Source organism: Achromobacter sp. ACRQX (genome assembly GCF_022346505.1).
Classification (GTDB): domain Bacteria; phylum Pseudomonadota; class Gammaproteobacteria; order Burkholderiales; family Burkholderiaceae_B; genus Achromobacter; species Achromobacter animicus.
The window spans coordinates 74956-92475 of sequence record NZ_JAKRML010000011.1 but is presented as its reverse complement, the minus strand read 5'-3'; the positions used below and the strand labels follow the sequence as shown (position 1 = coordinate 92475).

The 17520-nt window shown below is 67.1% G+C and carries 14 protein-coding genes; 7 read left to right on the top strand and 7 right to left on the bottom strand.

What is annotated here, in order from left to right; all coding sequences use genetic code 11:
• Positions 1–140: 140 nt before the first annotated feature.
• The 3 genes from MHZ91_RS12635 to hmpA all read right to left on the bottom strand — a co-directional run bounded on the left by MHZ91_RS12635 (position 141) and on the right by hmpA (position 3210).
• Positions 141–1388, bottom strand: coding sequence for a D-amino acid dehydrogenase (locus MHZ91_RS12635; protein WP_239213870.1), 1248 nt, complete (start codon positions 1386–1388; stop codon positions 141–143).
• Between the two features lie 107 nt (positions 1389–1495).
• On the bottom strand, positions 1496–1933 hold the full coding sequence (locus MHZ91_RS12630; RefSeq protein WP_175185039.1) for an Rrf2 family transcriptional regulator: 438 nt from the start codon (positions 1931–1933) through the stop codon (positions 1496–1498).
• Between the two features lie 59 nt (positions 1934–1992).
• Positions 1993–3210, bottom strand: a complete 1218-nt coding sequence (hmpA, locus tag MHZ91_RS12625) for an NO-inducible flavohemoprotein (protein WP_239213868.1) — start codon at positions 3208–3210, stop codon at positions 1993–1995.
• Positions 3211–3359: 149 nt separating this feature from the next.
• On the opposite strand from hmpA, the gene MHZ91_RS12620 reads away from it, so the two are divergent.
• The gene (locus MHZ91_RS12620; protein WP_056569773.1) at positions 3360–3818 is read left to right on the top strand and encodes a GatB/YqeY domain-containing protein; all 459 of its coding nucleotides are present in this window, start codon (positions 3360–3362) and stop codon (positions 3816–3818) included.
• Positions 3819–3929: 111 nt separating this feature from the next.
• Here MHZ91_RS12620 and dinB read toward each other — a convergent pair whose 3' ends face one another.
• Entirely contained in the window at positions 3930–5027 is a 1098-nt protein-coding gene (gene dinB, locus MHZ91_RS12615) for a DNA polymerase IV (protein ID WP_175124061.1), read from the bottom strand.
• Positions 5028–5102: 75 nt separating this feature from the next.
• Here dinB and MHZ91_RS12610 point away from each other — a divergent pair, with 75 nt between their 5' ends.
• On the top strand, positions 5103–5525 hold the full coding sequence (locus tag MHZ91_RS12610; RefSeq protein ID WP_175138512.1) for a PaaI family thioesterase: 423 nt from the start codon (positions 5103–5105) through the stop codon (positions 5523–5525).
• A gap of 17 nt (positions 5526–5542) precedes the next feature.
• Here MHZ91_RS12610 and MHZ91_RS12605 read toward each other — a convergent pair whose 3' ends face one another.
• Entirely contained in the window at positions 5543–5998 is a 456-nt protein-coding gene (locus tag MHZ91_RS12605) for a BPTD_2524 family lipoprotein (RefSeq protein WP_239213866.1), read from the bottom strand.
• Between the two features lie 155 nt (positions 5999–6153).
• Between MHZ91_RS12605 and MHZ91_RS12600 the strand changes: the two genes are divergently transcribed.
• Positions 6154–8070, top strand: a complete 1917-nt coding sequence (locus tag MHZ91_RS12600; protein WP_175124058.1) for a S9 family peptidase — start codon at positions 6154–6156, stop codon at positions 8068–8070.
• On the opposite strand, the gene MHZ91_RS12595 is transcribed toward MHZ91_RS12600, so the two are convergent.
• Positions 8060–9289, bottom strand: coding sequence for a GGDEF domain-containing protein (locus MHZ91_RS12595; protein WP_239213863.1), 1230 nt, complete (start codon positions 9287–9289; stop codon positions 8060–8062). The two genes, MHZ91_RS12600 and MHZ91_RS12595, sit on opposite strands and share 11 nt — an antisense overlap.
• Positions 9290–9902: 613 nt before the next feature.
• Here MHZ91_RS12595 and pgaA point away from each other — a divergent pair.
• The 4 genes from pgaA to pgaD are packed head-to-tail and all read left to right on the top strand — an operon-like array spanning position 9903 to position 16137.
• The gene (gene pgaA, locus MHZ91_RS12590) at positions 9903–12305 is read left to right on the top strand and encodes a poly-beta-1,6 N-acetyl-D-glucosamine export porin PgaA (RefSeq protein ID WP_239213860.1); all 2403 of its coding nucleotides are present in this window, start codon (positions 9903–9905) and stop codon (positions 12303–12305) included.
• 21 nt (positions 12306–12326) lie between these two features.
• Positions 12327–14360: a poly-beta-1,6-N-acetyl-D-glucosamine N-deacetylase PgaB gene (gene pgaB / locus MHZ91_RS12585; protein ID WP_239213857.1), complete on the top strand. Its 2034-nt coding sequence runs from the start codon at positions 12327–12329 to the stop codon at positions 14358–14360.
• Positions 14357–15694 (top strand): poly-beta-1,6-N-acetyl-D-glucosamine synthase, encoded by a 1338-nt coding sequence (pgaC, locus tag MHZ91_RS12580; protein WP_175138516.1) that lies wholly within the window; start codon positions 14357–14359, stop codon positions 15692–15694. Before pgaB ends, pgaC begins: the two co-directional genes overlap by 4 nt.
• Positions 15691–16137 (top strand): poly-beta-1,6-N-acetyl-D-glucosamine biosynthesis protein PgaD, encoded by a 447-nt coding sequence (gene pgaD, locus MHZ91_RS12575; RefSeq protein ID WP_175124053.1) that lies wholly within the window; start codon positions 15691–15693, stop codon positions 16135–16137. The genes pgaC and pgaD overlap by 4 nt, the downstream gene beginning before the upstream one ends.
• A 13-nt stretch (positions 16138–16150) precedes the next feature.
• On the opposite strand, the gene MHZ91_RS12570 is transcribed toward pgaD, so the two are convergent.
• Positions 16151–17401 carry an MFS transporter gene (locus tag MHZ91_RS12570; protein ID WP_239213854.1) on the bottom strand — a complete coding sequence of 417 codons (1251 nt, stop codon included), beginning with the start codon at positions 17399–17401 and terminating at the stop codon, positions 16151–16153.
• Positions 17402–17520: the final 119 nt, after the last annotated feature.

The following is a 17520-nucleotide window of genomic DNA, read 5'->3' as shown; positions in this document are numbered from 1 at the left end:
ATCGCTATCCTATTGAGCCGGCGTCAGCCCGTCTGCCGATGAAATGGCATCGGCTATTGCGAAATGGACATTGCCTGTTGCGGCGCGCGAGGGGACAGAGGCAGGGCTCAGGCGCCAGGCTCCAGGTTCGGGCTTAGCGGTCAGGGCTTGAACGGCGCCGGGTCCAGCGGCAACTCCATTCCCCCCATCTGCGCGGTCAGCAACGCCGCGCTGCCGCAGGACAAGGTGAAGCCCAACGCCCCCTGCCCCACGTTCAACCACAGATTGTCCGCCGCGGGGCTGCGGCCGATCAGCGGCTTGCCGGTCGGCGTGGCCGGGCGCAGACCCGCCCACGGAATGGCCTGACGCAGGTCGAGCTGCGGGAAAGCTTCGAGCACCTGCTGCTTGAGCAGACTGATGCGCGCCGGGTCGATGTCGGCGTTGTTGCTGCCGATGTCCACCATGGCCGCGATCCGCAGCACGCCGCCCACGCGGGCGTAGACGATGCGCCGTTCGTAATCGGTGACGCTGATGCGAGGCGCCACGGTGTCGTCCGGCGCCAGCGGCACGGTCAGGCTGTAGCCCTTCAAGGGATAGAGCGGCACGTCGTGGCCCAGCGGACCGAGCAACGCCCGCGTGCCGATGCCGGTGGCCAGCACCACGGCATCCGCGCCGATGTCGCCGTCGCGCGTATTGACCGCGACGATGCGGCGGCCTTCGCGCTGCAGGCCGGAGACGGGGTTGGACATGGCGCACTGCACGTTACCCATCGTTTGCAGGCGGTCGAACAGCGCTTCGGTGAACTGCCGGCAGTCGCCGGCTTCTTCGCTGGGGGTGTAGATGGCGCCCGCCAGGCTGGCGCCCATGCCGGCCAGCGCGGGTTCGCGCGCCACGGCCTGCGCGGCGTCCAGCACCTGCTGGTCTGCGCCGTGCGCCGCCTGATAGGCCACCAGCGCGCGCGCCTTTTCCAGCAGATCGGGGCTGCGGTACGCAATGAGCTTGCCGTTCTTCAGGTGGCCGAACGCCAGGTCTTCCTGTTCCAGCAGCGAATGCATGACATCGCGGCTAAGGTAGGACAGCGTCAGCATCTGCGCGGTGGACGCCTTGGCCACCGATGCGCGGCAGGCCAGTGCGAACTGCAGGCACCAGCGCCATTGGTGCGGGTCCAGCCGGGGCCGGAATCGCAGTGGCGAGTCGTGGCGCAGCAGCCATCCCGGCACGCTGGGCAGCACGCCGGGTCCGGCAAGCGGCGCCACATAGCTGTAGCTGAGCTGGCCGCCGTTGGCATAGCTGGAGACTTCCGCCGGGCGGGGCTGGCTGTCGACCAGCACCACCTCATGACCCTGGCGCGCCAGGAAATAGGCCGACGTCACACCGACCACGCCGGCGCCGATCACACAAACGCGCATACCGTTATCCAAGAAGACCGCGAACGGGCCCATTCTGTAACGGCCGCCCCCGCGCCGGCAAATGCCAAACGCCGCAGGGGCCATAACCAAACATCATGCCCGGGGCTTCAGGCCACCCGATGCAGCTTGATGATGGCGGCGGCGGTGGGTTCGCGGACCAGATCGGCCAGCGTGTAGCCATTGAGCGTGTCGTAGAACGCCTGCAGCGTCTTCGCCAGCACGCCGGACAGCCGGCACACGCCATCCAGGGCACAGGGCGGTTCTCGGCAATCGATCAGGGGGCCCTGCTGTTCGAGTTCCCGCACCAGATCGCCCACCCGGTACTCCGTGGCGGGACGGGCGAGGCTGAGTCCGCCGCCCTTGCCGCGCGTGGTGCTGACCCAGCCGCGCTGCGACATGAAGTGCACCACCTTCACCAGATGATTGCGGGACAAGCCGAAGCGATCCGCGATCTCGGGAATCGTGACGGCGACGGGCCGGTCGCGGCATTGCGTCAGATACATCAGGACGCGCAGGCCGAAGTCGGTGAATCGGTTCAGTTGCATGATGGGTGGGGAGCGTGGCCCGGGCGGCCCGGAAACATCAGGCCGCCAGGATACACCGCTCAGGCGCCGGGGCCGCCAGTCCCGAACGCCTCGGCGTGGATGCGGTCTTCGGCCACACCCAGCCCCAGCAACGCTTCACGTTGGGCACGCATGAAGGCCGCCGGTCCACACAGGTAGTAATCGGCGCCGGGAACGATGGCTTCATCGCGAATGGCGCGCAGGTCGACGCGCCCCGTGTGGTCGTAGTCGCGGCCGGCCTGGTCGCCGTGGCCCACCTCTTCGTAGAACACCGCCTTGCGCACGTTGGCGCGCGACGCCGTAATGTCGTTCACGTGCTCGCGCATGGCGTGGACCGCGCGGTTGCGGCAGCCGTGCACGAAGCGGATCTGGCGTTCGTCGTTGGCGCGCACCAGGTGGTTCAGGATCGACACCATGGGCGTCAGGCCCACGCCACCGCTCAGCAGCACGACGGGGGCATCGCCGTCTTCGCGCAGATGAAAATCACCTTGCGGCGGCGCCACGTCCAGCACGCCGCCCTCTTCCAGACGGTCGTGCAGCGCGTTGGACACGCGGCCCGCCGGCGTCTGATCGCCGGCCGGCTCGCGCTTGACCGAGATGCGCAGGCGATCGTGGCCCGGTGCGTCCGACAGGCTGTATTGGCGCGGTTGCATCAAGCCCAGTTCCGGCACGAATACGCGCACGGACACGTATTGACCCGGCCGGTACGCCGGCACGGTGCCGCCGTCTGCAGGGGCCAGGTAGAAAGAAGTGATTTCGGCGCTTTCGGGCTGCTTGCCCACGACACGGAACGCGCGCCAGCCCGTCCAGCCGCCCGGCTTGTTGGCCGATTCCGCATACAGGCGCGCCTCTTCGGCGATCAGCAGGTCCGCCAGTTGGCCATAGGCCGCGCCCCAGGCATCGACGAGCTCGTCGGTGGCGGCATCGCCCAGCACTTCACGGATGGAAGCCAGCAGATGCTTGCCCACGATGGCGTAGTGTTCCGGCCGGATGCCCAGGCTGACGTGCTTGTGCACGATGCGCGTCACCACCGGCATCAGCACCGAGGGATCGTCGATGTGCTCGGCATACGCGGTCACCGCGCCGGCCAGCGCATGCTGCTGCGCGCCGCCCGCCTGGTGGGCCTGGTTGAACACGTGCTTGAGTTCCGGATTGTGCTGGAACATGCGCGCGTAGAAATGCTTGGTCAGGGCGACGCCATGAACTTTCAGGACAGGGGCCGTGGCCTTGACCAGCTCGCGGATTTGGGGGCTCAACATCAACTGCTCCTTGAATGGCGAACGGGCTCGCCTTTTAAACATATATTTATAATACATCTTTAAATCCGAACGGCGAAATCGGCTTGGCGACGTCGTGCCCCGGCCCGGTTTACACTTCCCGGTTACCGCAACACCACAAAGGTTTACCGATGAGCACTGCTACGCTCAAGACCCGCCTGTCCGACGCCGTCAAGGACGCGATGCGCGCCAAGGCCAGCGAGCGACTGACCACGCTGCGTTTCCTGCTGGCTGCCGTCAAGCAGAAGGAAGTTGACGAACGCCGCGACCTGTCCGACGCCGAAATCACCGCCATCATCGAAAAGCAGGTCAAGCAGCGCCGCGAGTCGATCGCCGCGTTCGAGCAGGCCGGCCGCACGGAAACCGCCGAGCAGGAAAAGGGCGAACTGGCCGTGCTGCAGGAATTCCTGCCCCAGGCAGCCACCCCCGAGGAAGTGGCCGCCGCCATCGACGCCGCGCTGGCTGAAGTCGCCGCGCAAGGCGTGACGGGCGCGCCCGCGATGGGCAAGGTGATGGCTATCCTGAAGCAGAAGCTGGCCGGCCGCGCCGACATGACGGCGCTGTCGCAACAAGTGAAGGCCCGCCTGTAAAAAGGTTGACGCCCCCACGCCGCGCACGCTTCGCGCGCTAGCTGCCCCCCGAGGGGGCTGTCTCGCCTTGGGGCGGCCCGGCGGCGAGACCTAGAACGCCCCTGGCGAGACCTAGAACGCCCCTCCAAACAGATCCGGCTGGCGCGACTGCTCGCCCGGATCTGCGAAGTTGCTCATCCCCACCCCCGCCAGCCGGTACAGCGTGTCCGGCGGCAGTTCCACGCGTTCGCACAGTAGCCGCGCCAGCGCGGCCAGCTCCATGGCCGACGTTGGCGGCTGGGCGCAGGTCTGGCTGCGCGTCAGGATGCGGAAGCGGTCGGTCTTCAGCTTGAGCACCACCGTGCGTCCCAAGGCGCCCTTCTTCAGCGCCTGATCCCACACCTTTTCCGCCATGCGGTCCAGCGCGTCGCCCACGGCCTCCAGCCGGACGTCGTTGGAAAACGTGGTTTCGGCCGACACCTGTTGCAACGGCTGGTCGGTCTGGACCTCGCGTTCGTCGATGCCGCGCGCCAGCTCGTACAGCCGCCGGCCATAGCGGCCAAAGTAGTGCTCCAGCTCCTGCGCGCTGTGCGTGGCCAGGTCGCCCACGGTCTGGATGCCAAGCTGCTCCAGGCGCGCCTGCGTGACCTTGCCCACGCCCGGCACCTTGCGCACGGGCAAGGGCTCCAGGAATGCCAGCACCTTGCTGGGCCGCACCACAAAAATGCCGTCGGGCTTGTTCCAGTCCGACGCGATCTTGGCCAGGAATTTGTTCGGGGCCACACCGGCCGACGCGGTCAGTCCGGTTTCCTCGCGGATCTGCTGGCGAATCACCTGCGCCACCTCGGTGGCCGATGGCAGCCCGCATTTGTTGACCGTCACGTCCAGGTAGGCCTCGTCGAGCGACAAGGGTTCGATCAGGTCGGTATGTCGGGCGAAGATCTGCCGCACCTGTCGCGACACGTCGCGGTAGCGGTTGAAATCGGGCGGCACGTAGATCGCGTGCGGACAGAGGCGTTCGGCCTTGATGGCCGACATGGCGGAATGGATGCCGTAGCGCCGCGCTTCGTAGGACGCCGCGCACACGACCGAGCGCGGTCCGGTCCAGGCCACCACCACCGGCTTGCCGCGCAGGTCGGGATTGTCGCGCTGCTCCACGGACGCGTAAAACGCATCCATGTCCACATGCACGATTTTGCGCGCAGACTGCGCCGACGCCTGCCCCGTCATGACCTCAATCCCGTGGCAAAAACATATATTATGACCGGCGGCAATCCGCTATCCCTTCTCGCCCACGACGGTTCCATGACTGCACCCGCCTCCGCCAAAACCGACTACTTCGGCCTGACCATTCCCTTCATGAATTTCATCGGCCTGGTGCCGGAAAGCATCGCGCCCGCCTATGCCCGCACGACGCTGCCGTGGCGCGAAGACCTGACCAACAGCCGCGGCGACGTGCACGGCGGCACGTTGATGAGCGTACTGGACTTCACCTTGAGCGCCGCCGCGCGCGGCTCCGCGGACGCCACCGAGGGCATGGCCACCATCGACATGAACACCACGTTCCTGTCTCCCGGCACGGGCGATCTGGTCATCGAAGCGCGCTGCCTGCGCCGCGGCGCGTCCATCGCCTTCTGTGAGGGCGACATCCGCCGCGCCGACGGTGAACTGGTGGCGCGCGCCACCGCCACCTTCAAGATCATCCGCCGCCGTCCGGGCGGCGACTGATCTTTTTTCGTCCTGCCTTACTTCGGCAGATCGCGCGTCGGCTTGACGGGCGGGCGCGGATCCAGCGGCATGTACGTGCTGCACGACACCAACCCGTAATACACCGCGTCCTGCATCGCGCGCATGGCAGCGGGGTCCCACGTGCCCTTGCCCCACATCACGATGCGCACGTCCGTGGCCTTCGGCCCCTCGGACTTCAGGTCAACGCGCGACATCTCGCGATCGGAATACGGCGCCAGCACGCGCACCACACCGGATTGCGCGCTTTCGTTCAGGTCGGAAACGACGCGGTAGGCGTTGTCGGTGCTGCGCAGGCACGCGTTGGACTGGCGGATGACCGCATCGTAGGCGTCCTTGAAGGCCACCGGCGCCTTGAATTCGCTGTGCGGCGACGCGCTGTCCGGCGAAATGCCGAGCGAGCAGCCGGCCAGCCCCAGGGCCAGCGCCGAGGCCGCGACCAGATTCCTGTACATGTAAATCTCCAGAAGAAGTGCCGCGATTATCCCGCAAACCGCCTGGCGGCATAAGTGGCGCCGGATCGGCGGGGCGGGTTCGACACCCCTTGCGCGGCTATGGCATTATCGACCAGCCTATTTGCAACGCGGATCGACATCACGGAGGTTTCCCCTTGTTCTCATTTCTGCGCACCGTCCTGGCTGCCGGCATCGTCGGCGCCTCCCTGGGTGCCTGCGCCACGCAGCCGCCTCCCCGCGCCTATCCCCTGAAAGATTTCTTCCGCAATCCTGAGCGCGGCTATTTCCGGCTGTCCGACGACGGCCAGACGCTATCGTTCATGCAGCCCACCAGCGTGGACGGCAACCCCGCACGCATGAACATCTACGTGCAGCCGCTGCAAGGCAGCCAGCTCGTGGGCGAGCCGCGCCAGCTGACCAGCGAGACCGCGCGCGACATCAGCGGCTATTTCTGGAAAGGCCCGGACGTGGTGCTGTACCAGAAGGACTTTGGCGGCGACGAAAACTTCCACGTCCTGGCCGTCAACGCCAAAACCGGCAAGATCACGGACCTGACCCCGTACGAGGGCGTGCGCGCCGGCATCGAGGACGACCTCGAAGACGACCCCGACCACGTGCTGATCAGCCACAACCAGCGCAACCCCGAGGTCTTCGACGTCTACCGCGTCAACGTCCACACCGGCGCGGCCGTGCTGGTGGCGCAGAATCCGGGCAACATCGTCGGCTGGCAGACCGACCACGCGGGCAAGGTGCGCGCCGCCGTCGCCAGCGACGGGCTGAACACCACCCTGCTCTACCGCGACGACGAAGCGTCCGACTTCCGCCCGCTCATCACCACCGACTACCGCACCAGCGTCAGCCCCGCATTCTTCACGTTCGACGACAAGAAGTTCTACGCGCTGAGCAACCGCAATCGCGACAAGCTCTCGCTGGTCGTCATCGACCCGGCCACGCCGGACGCCGAGGATGTCATCTTCACGCCCGAGGCCGTCGACCTGGACGGCGCCGCGTTCTCGCGCAAGCGCCGCGTGCTGACCGTGGCGTCCTACCAGACCGACAAGCCGCAATACAAGTTCTTCGATGCGGAAACCGAAGCGCTGTACAAGACGCTTGCCGATCTCCTGCCGGGTTACGACGTCGTCATCCAGGGCGGCAACCGCGACGAGAACAAGTTCATCGTGGCGGCCTACAACGACCGCACGCCCGGCGCGCGCTACATCTACGACGCCGTGGCCGGCACGCTGACCAAGCTGGCGGACCTGAACCCGGCCATCCCCGAGGCTGACATGTCGCGGGTGCAGCCCATCAGCTATCAGAGCCGCGACGGCCGGACCATCCACGGTTACCTCACGCTGCCCGCCGGCCGCGAACCCAAGAACCTGGCCTGCGTCGTCAATCCGCACGGCGGCCCGTGGGCCCGCGACGGCTGGGGCTACAACCCCGAAGTGCAATTCCTGGCCAACCGCGGTTTCTGCGTGCTGCAGATGAATTTCCGCGGCTCCACCGGTTACGGCCGCGACTTCTGGGAAGCCGGCTTCGGGGAATGGGGCCTGAAGATGCAGGACGACATCACCGACGGCGTGCAATGGCTGGTCGAGCAAGGCATCGCCGACCCCAAGCGCATCGGCATCTATGGCGCCAGCTACGGCGGCTACGCCACGCTGGCCGGCGTGGCCTTCACGCCGGACCTGTACGCCGCGGCCGTGGACTACGTGGGCGTATCGAACCTCTTCACGTTCATGAAGTCCATTCCGCCTTACTGGAAACCCATGCTGGACAAAATGCAGGACATGGTGGGCGACCCGGTGCGCGACCGCGACCGCCTGACCGCGACTTCACCGGCGCTGCACGCGGACAAGATCAAGACGCCGCTGTTCGTCGCGCAGGGCGCCAAGGATCCACGCGTGAACAAGGACGAGAGCGACCAGATGGTCTCGGCGCTCAAGGCCCGCGGGGTGGACGTGGAATACATGGTCAAGGACAACGAAGGCCATGGCTTTCACAACGACGAGAACAAGTTCGAGTTCTACGAGGCCATGGAGAAGTTCCTGACGGAACACCTCAAGCCGTAGTCCCTGCGGTTTCCGCTTCCAGGGCATTCGCGGCGGCCGGCAGGCCGCCGCTTGTCTTGACGACGCCGCGGCCGCTCCAGGCCATTTCCACGCGGTCCCGCCCCTGCTCCTTGGCCCGGTACAACGCCACGTCGGCCCGCGCCAGGATGACGTCGGCGCTGTCGCCCGGCTGGTAGGACGCCAGCCCGCCGCTGGTGGTCAGCTGCACTTCCAGCCCCTGCAGATAGAGCGGCATGTCGCGCAACGCGTCGCAGACGCGCTGCGCCTGCACCAGCGCGCTCGCCGGATCGCAGTCGTACATCAGCAGCACGAACTCCTCGCCGCCCAGGCGGCCGAAGCGATCGCTCGAACGGACCGCATTCTGCACCACGCGCGCGAAGTGACGCAGCGCGGTGTCGCCGCCCGCATGGCCGTAGCGGTCGTTGATGGATTTGAAGTGATCGATGTCCAGCACCAGCACCGCCAGCTTGCCGCCCGTGCGCTCACAGCGCAGCAGCTCGTGTTCAAGCTCGTCCATGATGCTGCGCCGCGAATAGGCTTGCGTCAGGCTGTCGAACGTCAGCGCGGCCTGCATCTTTTCCGCCTGGCTGGTCTGGATCATGAAGAGCAGCGCCAGGAAGAGTCCGGGCACCGTGACCGAGCCGCACACAATGAAAAATAGGCTCCAGGCCGACGGCTGCAGCAGCGACACCGGCGTCTCCACGCCCGCGCCGTAGACATATCCGCGCAGCGCGTGCAACGCCACCACCCCAAAAAATGCCACCAGCAGATACAGCACGACGCCTTTTGTCTTGATGCGCCTGCGCTGCCGGAAGATGACGGCGCCGGTCGCTGCCATCAGCACGCAGGTGTAGACGGAATACAGCACCATGCGCCACACCAGGCTGTCGCTGCGGTACAGCAGCAGGGCAAAGCCGAAGGTGCAGAGCGAGCACAACAAGGTGGTGCGCAGGATATGCGGATGCATGCCGAAGAACTGGCGCACGCCGATGTACACCAGCGCGGCGGAACAGGCCCAGGCGGCGTTGGACACCATCACATAGGCGGCGGGCGGGATCATCTCGGCCGACGCGTAGGCCAGCAGGGACAGCACGGCCAGCGCATTGGCCGCCATGAACGCAGGCACGCCTTCAACGCCGCGGACGTGAAAGGGCAGCAGCAACGGCAACGCCAGCGCCGTGGCCAGGCCCCACATCAGGAAAAACAAGCTAGTCGTCATGGTTCGCTCGGGCTCAGGCTCGTCGGCCCGCCCCGCCGTTGGGACTGCAGTTGCACTGGGTTCGCGCAAGCAAAGCGCGTTACACGTCAGCATTCTTGATGCTTTTTGTTACGAGAATGGCGAAAGGACGCGCATGACGTTTGCCCTGCTGGGCAACGCGCGTCCGTACGACCAGAACCTTTACCGCCGCGCCAAGACGATTGCACGGCCTGCGACGAGAGAATACGCCAAGGCGCCTTCGCCGTGACGCCCCCTTTGCAGTAATTGACAGTTAACCACGGCAATTTTCCGTAAAGTTCCATCCGTCGACGGCGCAGCATAAGCGCCGCGATCACGCCCCACGGGCGTGGCGCGTACTAGCCATGCACTCCGATAGCGCGAGTGCGAAGGTCCCCGTAGCGGGCGCCGCGCAAGTCCCAATCAAACGTTCATTTCCGCGCTGCAGGCGCCTGGTTCGCCTGTGGCCGCCCTTGCCGGGTGCTCGCGCCCGTCCGGCGTGGCGGAGCCATGGACGCCCCGAATTGCCACTGCGGATGTCATACAGATGCCAATCGAACGAACCAGGCGGTCAAACGCCGTTGGACCCAGACTGAACTTGATGGCGGCCAGCGCAATGCTCGCGCCCGTGCTGACGCTGGCCGCCCCGTCAAGCCACTACGACGCGCTGATCGAGCGCGCTCGCGCCGGCGACTACGAACCTGCGTTGGAAATGCTGCGCGCGCAGGGCAGCGCCGCGGGCGTGCGGCCCGTTTACGACCGGATCGTCATCGCCGGCTGGGCGGGCAAGCCTGACGAAGCCATCGTCGCGTACGAGACGCTGCCGGCCGGCGCCGTGCCGCCGGCCAACGTCCAATTGGCCGTGGCGCGGGCTTACCGCGACCAGCAGCGCTGGCCGCAGGCGCTCGACGCCTACCGCCAGGGGATGCGCCGCCATCCGGGCGAAGCCGCCTTCGCGGCGGGCGAGATCATGACGCTGGCGGACGCCGGGCAATTCCCAGCCGCGATCGCCGCAGGCGAGAAACGCATCGCCCGCCAGCCGCGCGACGCCGACGCCCGGCTGGCGCTCAGTTACGTCTACGCACGGCAGTCCCAACCATTTGAAGCCCTGCATCAGGCCGACCAGGCACAGGCGCTGGCGCCCGCCACGCCCTACGTGCTGCGCGAATACATCCGGGCGCTTCAGGGCGCCCGCATGGCCGACGTGGCGCTGGACTGGGCGCGTCGCCATGAAACGCTGTTTACCCCCGCCCAGATGCGCGCCCTGCAGGCCGACGCACTGGCGCAGGAGGCGCGGCTGGCGGCCATGCCCGCGCGCGGCGAGGCCGAACGGTTTGCCATCGCCGACCGCGCGCTGGCCGGCTACGACGCCGCGATTGCCGAGTGGCGCAAACTGGGCGAAGACGCCCGCGCCGACGTGCTGCGCGCCCGCATCGACCGCCTGCACGCCCTGCACGCCCGGGTGCAGATGCAGGCGCTGATCCAGGAATACGAGGCGCTGCTGGCCGAAGGCGTCGACGTGCCGCGCTACGCGCTGAGCGACGTGGCCTCCGCCTATCTGTACCTGCGCCAGCCCGAGCGCGCCCGCGACCTGTACCGGCAGGTGGCCGCCAGCGACAGCGCGCCCGGCGACGATCCGGCGCAGCGTCTGGCCACGCAGACCGGCCTGTACTACGCGCTGGCCGAAGGCGAACAATTCGACGAAACGCCCCCGATCACGGACGCCGTCCAGGCCGGCTACGCCCCCTGGCTTTACTACAAGGGCCAGGCCACGCGCATGCCCAACGACCTGAACCTGGAAAGCCGCCAGACGCTGGCCGCCACGCACCTTCAGGCCGACGACACCATCGAGGCCCACCAGCGCCTGGCGCAGATGGTGCAGCAGGCGCCCAACAATTCCGCGCTGCGCAGCGATCTGGCCACCGTCCACCGCGCCCGCTCGCAGCCCCGCGCGTCGGAAATCGAATTAAAGCTGGCCGAAACGCTGGCGCCGCGCGACCTGGCGGTGGAGAACGGCCAGGGCTTCACGGCGATGGACCTGCAGGAATGGCGACAGGCCGAAGCGCTATCCGCCGACACCCTGGCTCGCTCGCCCGAAAATCTGACCAGCCGGCGGCTGGCCCGCGAGTGGGAGGTCCACCGCAAGGCCGAGCTGCGCATCACCGGCTACCGCGGCCTGGCCTCGGACAGTCCGGTCACCGGCAACGGCGATTTCGGCATCGACGCCGTGTTGTATTCCCCGCCCATGGGCTACGACTGGCGGGTCTTTGGCGGCGGCGGCTACGCATCGGGTGACTTCGAGGAAGGCCGCGGCATCTACCGCTGGCTGCGCACCGGCGTGGAATGGCGCGTGCGCGATCTGACCGTGGAAGGCGAAGTCTCCACCAACGACTACGGCCACGGCGTCAAGCCCGGCGCGCGGCTGTCCGCCGCCTACGACCTGAACGACCACTGGCAGGTGGGCGGCTCGGCCGAAATCCTGTCGCGCGACACGCCGCTGCGCGCGCTGACCAACGACGTCTCGTCCAACGGCCTGTCGATGTACGTGCGCTGGCGCGCCGACGAGCGGCGCGAATGGACCCTGTCGGCCGCCCCGTCCCGTTTCAGCGACGGCAACACCCGTTGGGCATTCGGACTGACTGGCCGCGAGCGCGTCTACACCGCGCCGCACCTGAAGGCCGACCTGGAGTTGGGCCTGTCCACCCAGCACAACAACCGCGACGACGCGCCCTACTTCAACCCCAGCGCCGATTTCCTGACCCTGCCCGGCGTGCGGCTGACGCACACGCTGCACCGCCGCTACGAAACCGCATGGGAGCAGATCGGCACGCTGGGCGCCGGCACTTACAGCCAGCAGGGCTACGGCACGGGCGGCGTCGTCGCGCTGGGCTACGGCCAGCGCTACCGCGCGAACGACGTTCTGGACATGGGCTTCATGGTCACCGGCACCAGCCGGCCCTATGACGGCGAGCGCGAGCGTGAACTGCGCGTCGTCTTCGATCTTGCCTACCGCTTCTGACCTGGTTTTTCCGGAAACGACATGATGCTCAAACTGCATACCCGGCTGCTCCTGGCCGGCATCCTGTTCCTCATGATTCTGGCGCTGACCGCCTGCGCCAAGGACATCCCCGTCTACACGCCGCCCGCCGAACGCCCGGTCGCGGCCATCGACAAACCGTGGGTCAATGGCCAGTTCCTGGCCCTGGCCTATCACGACGTTGAAGACGACGACCCCGATCAGGCCTTTCTCAGCGTGCGCACGGACCGGCTTGCTGAACAGCTGGCCTGGCTGCGCGCCAACGGCTATGAGGCCGTGTCGGTGGATCAGATCCTGGCCGCCCGGCAAGGCGGCAAGCCGCTGCCCGACCGCGCCGTCCTGCTGTCGTTCGACGACGGCTATCGCAGCTTCCATACCCGCGTGCTGCCCATCCTGAAAGCCTACGGATGGCCGGCGCTGCTGGCGCCCGTGGGCGTCTGGATGGATACCCCGTCCGACCGTCCGGTGGATTTCGGCGGCACGCCCGAGGCCCGCAACCGCTTTTTGAACTGGGATGAGATCCGCGAGATCTCGCGCTCCGGGCTTGTGGAAATCGCCGCGCACACGGACGCCTCGCACTACGGCGCGCTGGCCAATCCGCAGGGCAACACCGAGCCGGCCGCCGCCATCCGCGCCTTTGATGCGCGCACCGGCCAGTACGAGACCGAGGCGCAGTTTGACGCCCGCATGGGCCGCGACGTGGCCGCCATCACGGAAAAGATCCGCGCGGCCACCGGCAAGAAGCCGCGCGTGTGGGTCTGGCCGTATGGCGCGGAAGGCGGCTCCACGCTGCGCATCACCGCCGAGAACGGCTACGAGATGGCGCTGACACTGGAAGACGGACCCGGGCGCCTGTCCCGCCTGATGTCCACGCCGCGCATGCTGCTGGCCAGCGATCCGGCGCTCAAGTCCTTTGCCAACAGCGTGGTGGGCATGGAGGCCGACCCTTTCATGCGCGTCGCGCACATCGACCTGGACTACGTCTACGACCCGGACCCGGAACAGACCGACCGCAACCTGGGCGTGCTGGTGCAGCGCATCCTGGACATGCAGATCAACACGGTGTTCCTGCAGGCCTATTCCGACCCGCAGGGCGATGGGCTGGTGAAGTCGCTGTACTTCCCGAACCGCTGGCTGCCGATGCGCGCAGACCTCTTCAACCGTGCCGCCTGGCAACTGCACAACCGCGCCAACGTGATGGTCTACGCCTGGATGCCCGTGCTGGCCTTCGACATGGACCCGGCCTTGCCGCGCGTCGAGCGCTGGGATCCGGACACCGGACAGGTGGCGCCCGACCCGGACCAGTACCGCCGCCTGTCGCCCTTTGACGCCACCGTGCGCGCGCGCATCGGCGATCTGTACGAAGACCTGGCGCGCCAGGCGATCTTCGACGGCATCCTGTTCCACGACGACGCGCTGCTCTCGGACTTCGAGGACGCCAGCCCCGGCGCGCTGGCCGCGTACCGCGCGGCGGGGTTGCCGGGTAGCATCGCGGAACTTCGTGCGGATCCGGACACGATGCAGCGCTGGACCCGCTACAAGAGCCGCCATCTGGTGGACTTCACCATGACGCTCGCCGAGAAGGTGCGCGCCGTGCGTGGACCACAGATCAAGACGGCCCGCAACATCTACGCGCAGCCCATCCTGAATCCGGAAAGCGAAACCTGGTTCGCGCAGAACCTGGACGACTTTCTGGCCGCCTACGACTGGACCGCGCCGATGGCGATGCCGCTGATGGAAAACGTGGCGCCCGGCAAGGAAAACGCGTGGCTGGACGCGCTGGTCGACACCGTCGCCCGCCGGCCCGGCGCGCTGTCCAGGACCGTGTTCGAACTGCAAAGCCGCGACTGGCGCACCGGCCCCGATCGGCCCGACGCCACACCGGTGGACACCGACGTGCTGGCCGGCTGGATGCGCCGCCTGCAACTGCGCGGCGCCCGCAGCTTCGGCTACTACCCCGACGACTTCTCGCAAGACCAGCCCCGGTTGCAAGGCATCCGGCCCGCCATCTCCGAAGCCTGGTATCCCCTCCAATGACTGATCGATTGATTGCCCTGCTGATTCTCTGCGCGGTGCTCGGCGCGCCGTTTGGATTCACCCTGATGCTGACCGGCGAAGCGCTGCTGGGCTTCGTGTTCTTCTATCCGCTGTTCATGTCCGGCATGTGGATGGCGGGCGGCATCTACTTCTGGTGGCACTGGGAGCGCCACTGGGCATGGGGGGCCGAACGCACCCCGCCCGAACTGGCCGGCTCGCCGCTGGTGTCGATTCTGGTGCCGTGCTTCAACGAAGCCGACAACGGCGAAGAAACCCTGCTTGCGGCGCTGAACCAGAACTATCCGCACATCGAGGTCATCGCCATCAACGACGGGTCGACCGACGGCACGGCCGCGCTGCTGGACCGCATGGCCGCCGAACACCCGCGCCTGCGCGTCGTGCATCTGGCGCAGAACCAGGGCAAGGCCATGGCGCTGCGCATGGGCGCGCTGGCGGCCCGCAGCGAATACCTGGTGTGCATCGACGGCGACGCCCTGCTCGATCCCGATGCCGCCGCCTATCTGGTGGCGCCGCTGATCGACAACCCGCGCGTCGGCGCCGTCACCGGCAACCCCCGCATCCGCACCCGCTCCACGCTGATCGGGCGCATCCAGGTTGGCGAGTTCTCTTCGATCATCGGACTCATCAAGCGCACGCAGCGCGTGTACGGGCAGGTCTTCACGGTGTCAGGGGTCGTCGCCGCGTTCCGCCGCGTTGCGCTGGACCGCGCGGGCTACTGGAGCCTGGACATGATCACCGAAGACATCGACATCAGCTGGAAGCTGCAGCGCGACCATTGGTCCATCTTCTACGAACCGCGCGGCCTGTGCTGGATTCTGATGCCCGAGACCCTGCGCGGGTTGTGGAAGCAGCGGCTGCGCTGGGCGCAGGGCGGCGCGGAGGTGTTCCTGAAGAACCTGCGTTCGATCTGGAACTGGCGCCACCGCCGGCTGTGGCCGCTGATGGCCGAGTTCTGCCTGTCGACCGCCTGGGCATTTGCGTTCGGGTTGTCGGTGGTGCTGTGGCTGGTCAGCCAGGTCGTCGCGCTGCCCAACAACATGCAGATCGCCAGCCTGCTGCCGCCGGCCTTTACCGGCATGATGCTGGCGGTCGTGTGCCTGCTGCAGTTCGCCGTCAGCATCCTGATCGACCGCCGCTATGAGCCGGGCCTGGCGCGCGCGCTCTACTGGGTCATCTGGTATCCGCTGGCCTACTGGATGGTGAGTCTCTTCACCACGCTGGTCAGTTTCCCCAAGGTCATGCTGCGCAAGCAGGCCCAGCGCGCCCGCTGGACCAGTCCCGACCGCGGCATCAAATCACCGGAGGCATCATGATCATCACCACGCAACGCTCGCGCGCGGGCTATCTGTTCGACTTCGCGCTGACCGCCTTTGGCTGGTTCGCGTTCGTCTACCTGTTTGGCGCCGGCATCCTGGCCATTCTGCGCGGGGCCGCCAGCGGTCCGGACGCGCCGCTGCTGCCCGTCTTTCTGCCGACGGTGCAGACCTTGTGGGGCTACGCCGTGCTGGCCGTGGTCAACGCGGCGGTGCTGGTGGCATGGGCGGTGTACAACCACCGCCGCTTCGGCGGCAAGGACCGCCGCAAGCCGATCCGCCCGCTGACCGACCAGCGCCTGGCCAAGAGCTTTGAAGTCAGCGCTGACCAGTTGACGCAACTGCGCGCCACCCGCGTCGCCGTGATCCACCACGGCAGCGCGGGGCAGATCGACGGCATCGAGCACCGCCTGCCGCGCCTGCAATCGCTGCGGGCGGGCTGACGGAACGGCGGGCCTACACCCGCCGCATCTTCGGCAACAGAATCGCCACCACGCCCAGCAGCGGCAGATACGCACACAACTGATAGACGTAGCCGATGCTGGTGGCATCGGCCACCCTGCCCAGCACCGCAGCGCCCAGGCCGCCCATGCCGAAGGCAAAGCCGAAGAACAGGCCCGCGATCATGCCCACCTTGCCCGGAACCAGCTCCTGGGCATAGACCACGATCGCGGAGAAGGCCGACGCCAGCACCACGCCGATGATGACGACGAGCACGCCCGTCCAGAAGAGATTGGCGTGCGGCAGCATCAGCGTGAAAGGCGCCACGCCCAGGATCGACACCCAGATCACGATCTTGCGGCCGATTCGGTCGCCGACCGGTCCGCCCACCACGGTGCCCACCGCCACGGCGGCCAGGAACAGGAAGAGATACAGCTGCGCCTCGCGCACCGACAGCGCGAACTTGTCGATCAGGTAGAAGGTGAAATAGCTGTTCAGGCTGGCCAGATAGAAATACTTCGAGAACACCAGGACGCCCAGCACGCCCAACGCGCCCAGCACCTGATTGCGCGTCAACCCGTTGCCCGCACCCTCGCGCCGCGCACGCGGTTTGAGCAGCACGCGGTTGGCGCCATACCAGCGCCCGATCCACATCAGCACCACGATGCCGAACAGCGCCGCCAGCGAGAACCACGCCACGCTGCCCTGCCCGTGCGGAATGATGAACAGCGCGGCCAACAGCGGCCCCAGCGCCGACCCCACATTGCCGCCCACCTGGAACAGCGACTGCGCCAGCCCGTGCCGCCCGCCCGACGCCATGCGCGCCACGCGCGACGATTCCGGGTGGAACACCGACGAGCCCGTGCCCACCAACACTGCCGCCACCAGCAGCCAGCCAAACGACGGCGCCATCGACAGCATCAACAGGCCCACCAGCGTGAAGCCCATGCCCACGGGCAGCGAGTACGGCTTGGGGTTCCGGTCGGTATAGAAACCGATGAATGGCTGAAGCAGCGACGCGGCAAGCTGGTAGACCAGCGTGATCAGCCCGATCTGCGTGAACGTCAGGCTGAACGAGTCCTTGAGCATGGGATAGATGGCGAGCAGGATCGACTGGATCATGTCGTTCATCAGATGCGCCACGCTGATCGCGCCCAGCACCTTGAAGGCGGTGGAGGGATCGGAGGCGGCGGGCGATCCCGCAACGGCGGGTGCGGCAGAGGTTGAGGCAGACAGGCCGGCAGCGGGATTCTGGGCGGAGTTCATGAGTCGCACGAAGAAAATGGACAAGCCGGCCACACGCCGGAACCAGACATCAGTGTAGAAATCCGGCGCCGGCGTGATCTGCCATTTTTCGTCGAGAAAGTGACAACCGCTATGCCAAC

Coding starts and splice junctions, on each gene's coding strand:
- MHZ91_RS12635 (WP_239213870.1), bottom strand. CDS start 1,388: ATGCGCGTTTGTGTGATCGGCGCCGGCGTGGTCGGTGTGACGTCGGCC.
- MHZ91_RS12630 (WP_175185039.1), bottom strand. CDS start 1,933: ATGCAACTGAACCGATTCACCGACTTCGGCCTGCGCGTCCTGATGTAT.
- hmpA (WP_239213868.1), bottom strand. CDS start 3,210: ATGTTGAGCCCCCAAATCCGCGAGCTGGTCAAGGCCACGGCCCCTGTC.
- MHZ91_RS12620 (WP_056569773.1), top strand. CDS start 3,360: ATGAGCACTGCTACGCTCAAGACCCGCCTGTCCGACGCCGTCAAGGAC.
- dinB (WP_175124061.1), bottom strand. CDS start 5,027: ATGACGGGGCAGGCGTCGGCGCAGTCTGCGCGCAAAATCGTGCATGTG.
- MHZ91_RS12610 (WP_175138512.1), top strand. CDS start 5,103: ATGACTGCACCCGCCTCCGCCAAAACCGACTACTTCGGCCTGACCATT.
- MHZ91_RS12605 (WP_239213866.1), bottom strand. CDS start 5,998: ATGTACAGGAATCTGGTCGCGGCCTCGGCGCTGGCCCTGGGGCTGGCC.
- MHZ91_RS12595 (WP_239213863.1), bottom strand. CDS start 9,289: ATGACGACTAGCTTGTTTTTCCTGATGTGGGGCCTGGCCACGGCGCTG.
- pgaA (WP_239213860.1), top strand. CDS start 9,903: ATGCTCGCGCCCGTGCTGACGCTGGCCGCCCCGTCAAGCCACTACGAC.
- pgaB (WP_239213857.1), top strand. CDS start 12,327: ATGATGCTCAAACTGCATACCCGGCTGCTCCTGGCCGGCATCCTGTTC.
- pgaC (WP_175138516.1), top strand. CDS start 14,357: ATGACTGATCGATTGATTGCCCTGCTGATTCTCTGCGCGGTGCTCGGC.
- pgaD (WP_175124053.1), top strand. CDS start 15,691: ATGATCATCACCACGCAACGCTCGCGCGCGGGCTATCTGTTCGACTTC.
- MHZ91_RS12570 (WP_239213854.1), bottom strand. CDS start 17,401: ATGAACTCCGCCCAGAATCCCGCTGCCGGCCTGTCTGCCTCAACCTCT.